The organism is uncultured Campylobacter sp. (assembly GCF_938030815.1).
In the GTDB taxonomy this organism is placed as follows: Bacteria; Campylobacterota; Campylobacteria; order Campylobacterales; family Campylobacteraceae; genus Campylobacter_B.
The window spans coordinates 1-8,789 of sequence record NZ_CALHII010000214.1 but is presented as its reverse complement, the minus strand read 5'-3'; the positions used below and the strand labels follow the sequence as shown (position 1 = coordinate 8,789).

Here is an 8,789-nt window from a genome sequence, read left to right as displayed (position 1 = left end):
ACACCTAAGTGTAGTTGATTGTTTTAAAGATGGTGGTTGGGGAAGGATTCGAACCTTCGAAGGCTGAGCCGGCAGATTTACAGTCTGCTCCCTTTGACCGCTCGGGAACCCAACCATCTTATTAAATTGTAGTGGTACCCCGTAGGGGAATTGAACCCCTGTTTCCAGAGTGAAAATCTGATGTCCTAACCACTGAACGAACGGGGCAAACTTTTGGTGCGTCATACAGGGGTCGAACCTGTGACCTCCTGATTAAGAGTCAGATGCTCTACCAACTGAGCTAACGAGACAAGAATTGTAATTGTAGTGATAAAAATATAAAAAACTGATTAAATTTTATAAAAATTTCGTTAAATTTTATAAAATTATATCGATCTTTATATATCCAATGACTCATAAAAATTAAATAAAATACTTTAGTCAAGAATCAATAATTTTCTAAGAAAACAACTATGTGCTTTAATTTCACGCTTGCGCGCTCTTGCACAAACTCAACGCAAAGCCAAAACAAGAAGCCCCATAGGCGGGGCTTAACTCGATAATTTATTTTGCTTTTTTAGCCTTTTTGCTTCGCGTAGCCTTAGCTTGAGTTCTAGGAGAGCGGTTTGAGATGATCGGCTTACCGTCAGGATATTTTTTCTGCACGTGATTTACAGGTATCGCCGCACTGCTGCTAGCACCGTATTTCTCGCCGTTTGTGAAATACTTCCTCATCACTTCCTTCCATCTTTTTGCGTATTTATTCGCGCGCGGAGAATCGTTTAAGATGTCCTCGTAGTCGTAAATTCTCTCATAGAAGTCGTTAGTTAGTTGATCGTCGATAGTGATTCTGCCGTTGTCGATCGATACGCCTAGGTAGACGCCTGTTTGCTCGCCCGGGCTTACCATCCATGCAGAAATATCAGGTAGATCGGTTGCGCGACCTGTTCTTCTACCTACGCCGCCCGCCGCAGCACCTACATTGATCTCAAGGGTGTCTGTGCCGGTAAAAATGTCTTGATATGACTTCGTAGTATGAAAGATCATCACGATGTCGCTCGTCTCGTAGCCTGCTTGTAAGCCTACGCCATAGCCTTTATATTTGATAAAAATCGGCGAACTCCACTCACCATTCTCGCCTTTGACGCTAAAAATTCCATCGCCGTACTGCAGCGATGCGCCCGCAGCTAGGCGTTTTACGTCGGTTAGGATTGCAACGGCTTTGGCGCTAGTCAGATAGCGTTCATCGGTGCCGAAGTTATTAGCCGCTACGAAAGATCTAACGACGTTAGTCGCCGCTATAACCTCTTGATTTGCCACGACGTCCGCGTGCAAAAGACCGCAAAGTGCAACAGATGCTAGAAGCAAAAACTTTTTCATCATTTAATCCTTTTAAAATTGAATTTTCGTTATTATAACAGCAATTTCATTTGTTTTAGCTAATTTTTAACAAAAAATTGATGAAAAATAACGAATTTTGGAAAATTTATGAAATTTCTAGCTATTTTTGCACTTTTGGCGATCAAAATTTTCGCTTTAGACATAGTAAACGGTGACGTTATTATCTTAAAATTAGATAAAAGCACAACCGAGTTGAGCTTTGGCTTAAAGCAAATTCCTCTCATCACGGCTCCAAATTCTAACGATAAAATCGCCGTTTTAGCAGCGAATTATCGTGCTAAGGGAGATTTCGCGCTGCGGATAGTAGATCAAAGCGGCAGCCACGAGCAGATCGTTGCTTTGAAAAAGGGTGAGTATAAAAAAGAGGCTCTAAGTGTCGCTCCAGGCAAAGTTAAACCGCCCAAAGAAGCCGCCGCGCGTATCAAAAAAGAGCTCGACGAAGCCAATGCGATCTATGCGATCACCACGCCACGCTATCTTTTTTCCACGCCGTTTGAGCTGCCTTTAAACTCCAAAATAACCTCTGCGTTCGGCAATGCCCGCACCTTTAATGGCGAGCTTAAAAGCTATCACAGCGGCACCGATTATCGCGCCGCGGTAGGCACTGCGGTGCGCGCCTCCAACGACGGCGTCGTAGTCATCGCCAAAGACCGCTACTACGCGGGCGGCTCGGTCGTGATCGATCACGGCGGCGGCATCTATTCGCAATATTATCATCTAAGCGAGATCAAGGTAACGCTTGGCGATCACGTTCGAAAAGGCGATGAAATCGCACTTTCGGGCGAGAGCGGTAGAGTTAGCGGCCCGCATCTGCACTTCGGCATAGCGATCAACGGCGTGAGCGTCAATCCGCTAAGCTTCGTCGCTAAATTTAACGAAGTGGTTTTTGGCGAGCGCTAAAATGCCCTACAATCCGAAGGAGTTGATGAAAAAAATTCTCGCAGGCAGCGATTTTAAGCTAAAAGGCTCGGTCAAGGGTCGCGTGCGCGTCGCGAGTAGGGACGGAGCGATCGTAAATTTTACTGCTGCAGACTTCGGCGTGCAGAGCCTAAATGATAAAATTTCGCTCAGTGGCGAGCAGTTTGAGCGTTTTAGAGCTAGAATTTTTGGGATTTTAAACTCTGGCGGACGCGAGCTTGCAGGCAGGCTCACGCTCTCTTCTACGCCTAAAAAGAAAGCCCGCGCAGATCGTCTCCGCGCGGCAGATGGCTATGCGGAGTTTGACGGCGCCTGCGATTTTGGTAGCTTTTGCGAAGGAGATTCGGGCGCAGTTTCGCCAGAAGCTGGTGGCAGCTTGGCAAAGACTTCGTATGCCACAAACGCAAGGTGCGGCGAGCGAGATTTTTCTGCGCGCAGCGCTCAGAGCGCGCGAGATTTTGCTTCACGAGCAGAATTTCAAGATGCTTCGCAAGCAGAATTTTATGGCGCAGCTCGGGCGGAATTTTGCGCAGATACCGCGTGGGATACGACGCGCGAGAATTTAATTTCGCAAAATGATGCTGCGCAGGATGACATGAGTGTGGGGCTTGCTGCTAGTTTCGAAGAGAGCGCAAATGCGAGGAGCGAAAATTTTATGCCGCAAAGCTCTGCGCCTGCGAATTCTGCCAAAGGGCGAAGCTTCATTCTTGCATCGCGAAATTTTATTTCCGCGCAAAGCTCTGCGCTCGTGAAAGATTCCGCATTTGAGTCACAAAATTCTAATTTTATGGCGCAAACGGAGAATTTTACGGCTAAAAATTCGTTTGTAGCAGAGCAGGGCGCGGACTTACAAAGTAAAAATTCTACGGCACAAAGCTCTGCATCAAAAAATTCCACTTTCGCAAATTCTGCGCTTGATATAAACGCAAATGATTGCAAGCCTCAAGGCTTCGAGTTCTCCAAGAATCAAAGCGCTAAATTTGCTAGCCGCTGTGCCGCAAATTTTGCCTTAGAAAATGCCTCGGAATTCGCGTCTCAAGATGAGAATTGCGTTGGTGAGAATTCCGCGTTTTTGGCAAAAGGGCAAAATTACGCGCTAAAAAATTCCGCCGGGCAAAATTTAGCACAGAAAAGCTCCGCACAAGAGTGGCGCCCTTCGAATTTGCCGCCGCAAGTGGGAAATAAATTTGCGCCCGAATTTGAGCGATTCGCGCAGCCCACGTTAACGGGCGAGAATTCTACGTTTGCTTCTTCTATGGCGGAGGGGGCGCTTGGTGATGAGCCAGTGTCTGCTGCTTTTGGGAGCGAATCAACTTTTGCGACTAAGCCCGTAAATTTCTATGGCAAGCCTGCGCGCAAAGCGCCTGCGAAAGAGCGCGCGAGCCTTCGAGAGCGTCCGCAGGCTCTGCCTATTGCAAGCGCTTCGCGTCCTATCTTGCTACCGCAAGCGCCTAGAGCTAGGCTCATCGCGCTTAAGCCGCGTTTCATAGGCATCGCGCATAGGATTAAAATTTCGTTTTTGAAAAAGAGCGCGAGCGAGCCTGGCGAAGGGGTTTTGGCGCGCGTTCGTATTCCACTTTTGATGGAGAATTTCGGTCTCAATGATATTTTGTCGTCCACGGCGAGCTACCAAATGGCGAAAAAAATGGTGCGCACGATCGCCGATCTTTACATCGCCAAGGATCTGCGCGGCGTGCACATAGGCGTGCCGGTGCGCCTTGAAATGGGCTTTAAAAGCGGTATCTCTGACGTCAGCAACCACGCCTTTATCTTTAAGCTCATCGAGGACAGCCTCGTCAAAAACGGCGTCATCGACGACGACAATGCAGATATCGTGCGCGAGATCAAGCTTTTTAAGCAAGACGTTTTCGACGGGGTTTTAGTAAATATCGTGCGGTTTGAGTAGAGGCTTTGCGGCGCCTTGCGTATAAATTTTAAAATTTTGCGTTACCACATGAAATTCCATCGTTTTCGAGCTTTAGCTCGCACCGCGACAAGCGCTTTTTAAAATTTTTTTGATCAAACCAGTAAAAATTTGAAAGGATTGAGATGCAAAAAGCCTTTTTTAATTCGCCTATTGGAATGCTTGAAATTCAGGATGACGAGATCGGCATCTGCAGTATCGACTGGGTCAAAAGCTCTGCCTGCAGCCCCAATGATGAGATCTTTAAAAAACACGACGCAGAGCCTAAATTAGGCTTTGTGCGTGCCGCGGATGATAAAGGACGCGATTTAAAGCTTAGTGATTTAAGAAAGAATTTGATTCTTTGCACCGACGAGCTTAGCGCCTATTTCAGGGGTGAGCTTGAGAGCTTCAGCGTTAAACTGAGCCAAAACGGCACGCAGTTTCAAAAGTCCGTGTGGAGCGCGCTTTTAGAGATCCCTTACGGCGAGGTCGTAACATACGGCGAGCTAGCTGCGGCTATCGGCAGACCGCGCGCAAGCCGCGCAGTAGGTAGCGCAAACGGCAAAAACGAAATCCCCATCATCGTACCGTGCCACCGCGTCGTAGCTGCGGGCGGGCTCGGCGGATACAGCGGCGCGGGCGGTGTAGCGACCAAAGCGTGGCTGCTAAACTTTGAAAGAGAAAGCTTAGCCAAATTTGGCAAGTAAAATTCCGTTAAATTATGCCTTGCAGGTACGGCGTTGATTTTAAAATTTTACCGCGCGGCGCTGCGAAATTTCATAAAGCGATTTTGTAAATTTCTAGTTTTGCGGCGACCAAGTCAGTTAAAATTTTGCAAGAAGCGAAGCCTGCTTGAAGCTCTAATTTGGAATTTATCGCGCCTTAGACGCTTGCTATGAGCGGTTGAAATTTTTCGCAGCGGTAAAATTTAGCCTCGCGAAATTCCGCTCTGAAATCCTTCGATAAATTTTCATCTTGCGTGCATTTAGTGCGGCAGCGCGTAAAGCAGCAAAATTTTGAGTCCCTTTCGTGAAAATAGGCAATGAAGCAAGGTTTTGCGGCAGAATTTTGCATAGCCTAAAAATTCTGCGTCACCGCGCTGCAAGGGTAAAATTTAACGCCGCCGTATTAAGGCAAAGTAAATTTTTAATTGCGCTTGCCGAAGCGGGGTTAAAATCCGCGCAGAAGCGGTAAGCGGGGCAGAATTTATCTCAGCGGCAACGTGACTAAGTAAAATTCTATAAACCCACAAAGCAGGCGGTATCCCAGCAGAAACGGCATTGTCTTAGCAAGCTTCTTGCGAGATCGGCGGGTGCGCCAAATATAAAATTTCTCGCGGAGGCGGCAAAGTACAGCAGTATGCTGCTAGAGACACCTGGCGAAGATGAAATTCTACGCAAAGAGAGCGAGGGAAATTTTGCGCAAAGATCGCGCTATTTGCTGAAATTCTCGCAAAAGCAGTATTCTTTTAAAAAATTCCTAGTAGGGGCAGCATTATCGTCGTCAAAGCTCGCCTTTGAGGTGGTGGCGTTTTGCTAAGGCTTCTTGCGAAAGCGACGTTGCATAGCAAAGTAATTGTAAAAGCGGCGAGCGTGATGCAGATAAAATTCTTAGCAAAAGCGGCGTAGCAGGGCAAAATTTCTACGCAATACGCACGGCAAAGATAAAATTCGCCAAGCAACTACGAGCGAAAACCCCAGTAAATTCGGCGAAACTTGGTAGAACGAAGAATTTTTATCAAATCTACGCAGCTTTGCCAAATTCCTAAATTAGTCGAAATTTTCTATCAGATCGCTAAAAATTTTAGCTAAATTTTCGACGTCGCTAATCTCTACTCGTTCATTGATCTGATGGATCGTGTCGTTTCGCACGCCAAACTCCGCCGTCTCCACGCCAAACTCCGCGAAGTATCTCGCATCGCTCGTGCCACCTGCGGTGTTTAGCTCGGCTGCTGCGCCGCAGATCTTCTGCACGCTAGCGCTTAGTTTTTGCACGATTTTGGAGCTTCGCTGAGTTAAAAAAGGCTTTGAGGAGCTTTTTAGCGCGAGGTGTAGCGACGCGCCTGCTCGCAGCTGTGCGGTGCAGCTCATTTCTAGCTTGCCGCAGGATTCGCTTTCGTTGCATAGCGCGTCTTTTGCGTCCAGTTCAAATAACCCCAGTACATAGTCTCGCACGTCTTTTAGCCCCAGCTCTACGCCGCCGCGGACGTTAAACATCACGCGCACATCCTTGGGTGTTACGTTTACTACCTGCGAACCGCCGCGAATGTCGGTGATGACTATCTTGGCTGGAGCGAAATCCTCGCTACCTGCGTCCAGATCATGCCCCGCGAGGCTTGCGAGAACCGGCGCTAAAATGTGGACAGGATTGATGCATTTATCTGGGTAGGCTGCGTGCCCGCCGATACCCGTGAGCGTGAGGACGCCGTTAATCGAGCCGCGACGGCCGATCTTAATGGTATCGCCGAAGCGCACTTCGCATGTAGGCTCCGCAACGACCGCGAAGTCGGGTAGGGCACCTTGCTCGCGCAATTTAGAGAGCATTTCGCGCGTGCCGTAGATGCCGTCACCCTCCTCATCGCTGGTTAGTAGTAGGCTTAGCGTGCCCTTAAAATCGCGTGCCGCCGCTAGCGCGCAGATTGCCGCTGCGATACCGCTTTTCATATCCTGCGCGCCGCGCCCGTATAAAAAGCCGTCCACTTCCACTGGCTTAAACGGATCGCTCGCCCAGCCCTCGCCCGGAGGGACTACGTCGATGTGCCCGGCAAAGCATAGATGCGGACCCTGTCCGAAGCGCTTGGTAAAAATCGCGTTAGTTACGCCGTTTAGCTCGAATCTATCCTCGCTAAAGTCTGCCAGCAGCATCGAGACGTAGTTGAAAGCCCCGTCGTCGCTAGGCGTGAGCGAGCGGAATTTGATGAGCTCTTTTAGAATTTCAATCGGTTTCATAAGCCATCCTTTGGTTTAAATTTTAGCGAAAATTATAGCGTATAAAAGCTTTAGTGCGAAAAATACCAAAATAAACGCCGAGATATATGCAAACGCTCGCACTATCATGCTTGGAAGCTTGCTACGAGCTAGATATATCGCAAGCGGAAAAAGCGTGATCCAAGCTAAAATTCCGCTTACAAGCCCCGCAAGAGTAAGCGCAAAATCTGCTCGCGCGGTGCCGGCAGATACGCTGAGCCAAAACATAATGACGTATGGATTTAATAAATTTATTAAAAAGCCTTTGCCGTAAAGCGCCGCGCCTGAGGAAGCCTCGACGCTTGCAGGCTGCACCGAGCTAGCCGTGCTATGCCAGATCGCGTACGCCGTGTAGAGCAAAAAGCACGCGCCAAATACCGATATGCAGGTAAAAACGATCGGGATTTTGGCTAACTGCGATATGCCGAACGCCGATAGCACCAGATAGAGCATATCCGCGCTCATGGCGCCGAGGCCCAGGCACAGCGCCTTGGTGTAGCTTCGCAGCGCGTAGGACATTATCAGCACGTTTACCGGACCGATCGGCACGCTAACGCCCAACCCCATCAAAACCCCTTGTATGAACGACTGCATCCTCTACTTATACTCCTCAGATCTGCTCTAAAATTTCGGCACGCGCCGCTGCGAAAAGATCTATGGGCGCGGCTTTGCGAACAGATCGATGGCGCACAGCTTTGCGAATGGATCAATCCTAAAATTCCGCGCGCCCGCCGATCGATTTTAAATCTAATGCAATCTCCGCAGTATGCGCCTTAGCTTTAAAATTTTAACGCGACCGTCGTAGCGCGCTCGGCTCTAAAATTTTAACGTGTGCGGTTGCATGGGCTTCGGATTTGAAATTTTAACGAGCGCTTCACATACACGCTCAGTCGCAAAATTTCAATATGAGCATTATGTGCTTGAAATTTATACGAGTATTCGTGCGGCGGACCCGCTCACTAGACTTCAAATTTAGTTTTTAAATTTTAACGCATGGATCGCTGTTTAAATTTGCACTTTAAATTTTGCGGCTAGAATTTTGCGAGGCAAAATCCGTCGTCTCGCCTGTGCTGCTAAGTTTGCGAGCCAAATTTCGCAAGGCAAAATTTAAACTAGCAAAAGATTGGCGACGAACGGCGGCTCGCGCAAGCCGGTAAATTTTAGTCTCGTAAATTTAAAGATCGCAGCGGTAAAATTTAGCTCGCCGAAATTTTGCTTTGCGTAATTTCGCGTATCCGCGCTCATAAATAACCCATGATCGCAGATAAAATTTTGCTAAGTAAAATTTCGCACCTTAAAATTTTATCCGCAAATTTTAAAACCTCACCTGAAATTTAATAATGCTTCTACTTTAAATTTAGCCGCGCATTTGAAATTTAACCGCACGCTTATATTTTAAATTTATCGCCCGTCGCAGAACCTTGCCCGCAAAACAGACGCACCGCAGAGTAGGCTCCGCCGCGACGCCAAATCGCGCAGTAAATTTTATCATTTCGCAGTGGGACAAATTCCGTGCTGCAAAGCAAGAACCTGCGCGCCGCCGGATTAAATTTACGTCGCAGAGCAAATTTCACGCCGCAGCCATTTTCGTGAAAATCTTGGAACATCTTCGTCGAGTC

The 8,789-nt window shown here is 48.0% G+C and carries 9 protein-coding genes and 2 tRNA genes; 4 read left to right on the top strand and 7 right to left on the bottom strand.

Features of this window, described 5'->3' with window-relative positions:
• Positions 1–30: 30 nt before the first annotated feature.
• The 3 genes from Q0277_RS08435 to Q0277_RS08425 form a co-directional block, all read right to left on the bottom strand.
• Positions 31–115 (bottom strand) — tRNA-Tyr (locus Q0277_RS08435).
• A gap of 17 nt (positions 116–132) precedes the next feature.
• A tRNA-Glu gene (locus tag Q0277_RS08430) sits at positions 133–207 on the bottom strand.
• Between the two features lie 336 nt (positions 208–543).
• Positions 544–1,359: a lipid-binding SYLF domain-containing protein gene (locus tag Q0277_RS08425; RefSeq protein WP_297997231.1), complete on the bottom strand. Its 816-nt coding sequence runs from the start codon at positions 1,357–1,359 to the stop codon at positions 544–546.
• A gap of 108 nt (positions 1,360–1,467) precedes the next feature.
• Between Q0277_RS08425 and Q0277_RS08420 the strand changes: the two genes are divergently transcribed.
• From Q0277_RS08420 to Q0277_RS08405, 4 genes are all read left to right on the top strand, one after another.
• Positions 1,468–2,280 (top strand): M23 family metallopeptidase, encoded by an 813-nt coding sequence (locus Q0277_RS08420; RefSeq protein WP_297997229.1) that lies wholly within the window; start codon positions 1,468–1,470, stop codon positions 2,278–2,280.
• A 25-nt stretch (positions 2,281–2,305) separates the two neighbouring features.
• Positions 2,306–4,204 (top strand): hypothetical protein, encoded by a 1,899-nt coding sequence (locus Q0277_RS08415; RefSeq protein WP_297997227.1) that lies wholly within the window; start codon positions 2,306–2,308, stop codon positions 4,202–4,204.
• A 143-nt stretch (positions 4,205–4,347) separates the two neighbouring features.
• Positions 4,348–4,911 (top strand): methylated-DNA--[protein]-cysteine S-methyltransferase, encoded by a 564-nt coding sequence (locus Q0277_RS08410; protein ID WP_297997225.1) that lies wholly within the window; start codon positions 4,348–4,350, stop codon positions 4,909–4,911.
• 652 nt (positions 4,912–5,563) lie between these two features.
• On the top strand, positions 5,564–5,743 hold the full coding sequence (locus Q0277_RS08405; protein ID WP_297997223.1) for a hypothetical protein: 180 nt from the start codon (positions 5,564–5,566) through the stop codon (positions 5,741–5,743).
• A gap of 230 nt (positions 5,744–5,973) precedes the next feature.
• Here the strand turns inward: Q0277_RS08405 and dapE are convergent, their stop codons facing one another.
• From dapE to Q0277_RS08385, 4 genes are all read right to left on the bottom strand, one after another.
• Positions 5,974–7,152: a succinyl-diaminopimelate desuccinylase gene (gene dapE / locus Q0277_RS08400; RefSeq protein ID WP_297997221.1), complete on the bottom strand. Its 1,179-nt coding sequence runs from the start codon at positions 7,150–7,152 to the stop codon at positions 5,974–5,976.
• Positions 7,153–7,167: 15 nt separating this feature from the next.
• The gene (locus Q0277_RS08395) at positions 7,168–7,764 is read right to left on the bottom strand and encodes a LysE family translocator (protein WP_297997219.1); all 597 of its coding nucleotides are present in this window, start codon (positions 7,762–7,764) and stop codon (positions 7,168–7,170) included.
• Positions 7,765–8,277: 513 nt separating this feature from the next.
• The gene (locus Q0277_RS08390) at positions 8,278–8,415 is read right to left on the bottom strand and encodes a hypothetical protein (RefSeq protein ID WP_297997217.1); all 138 of its coding nucleotides are present in this window, start codon (positions 8,413–8,415) and stop codon (positions 8,278–8,280) included.
• Positions 8,416–8,558: 143 nt separating this feature from the next.
• The coding region (locus tag Q0277_RS08385) for a hypothetical protein (RefSeq protein ID WP_297997215.1) at positions 8,559–8,789 on the bottom strand (231 nt) is incomplete at its 5' end.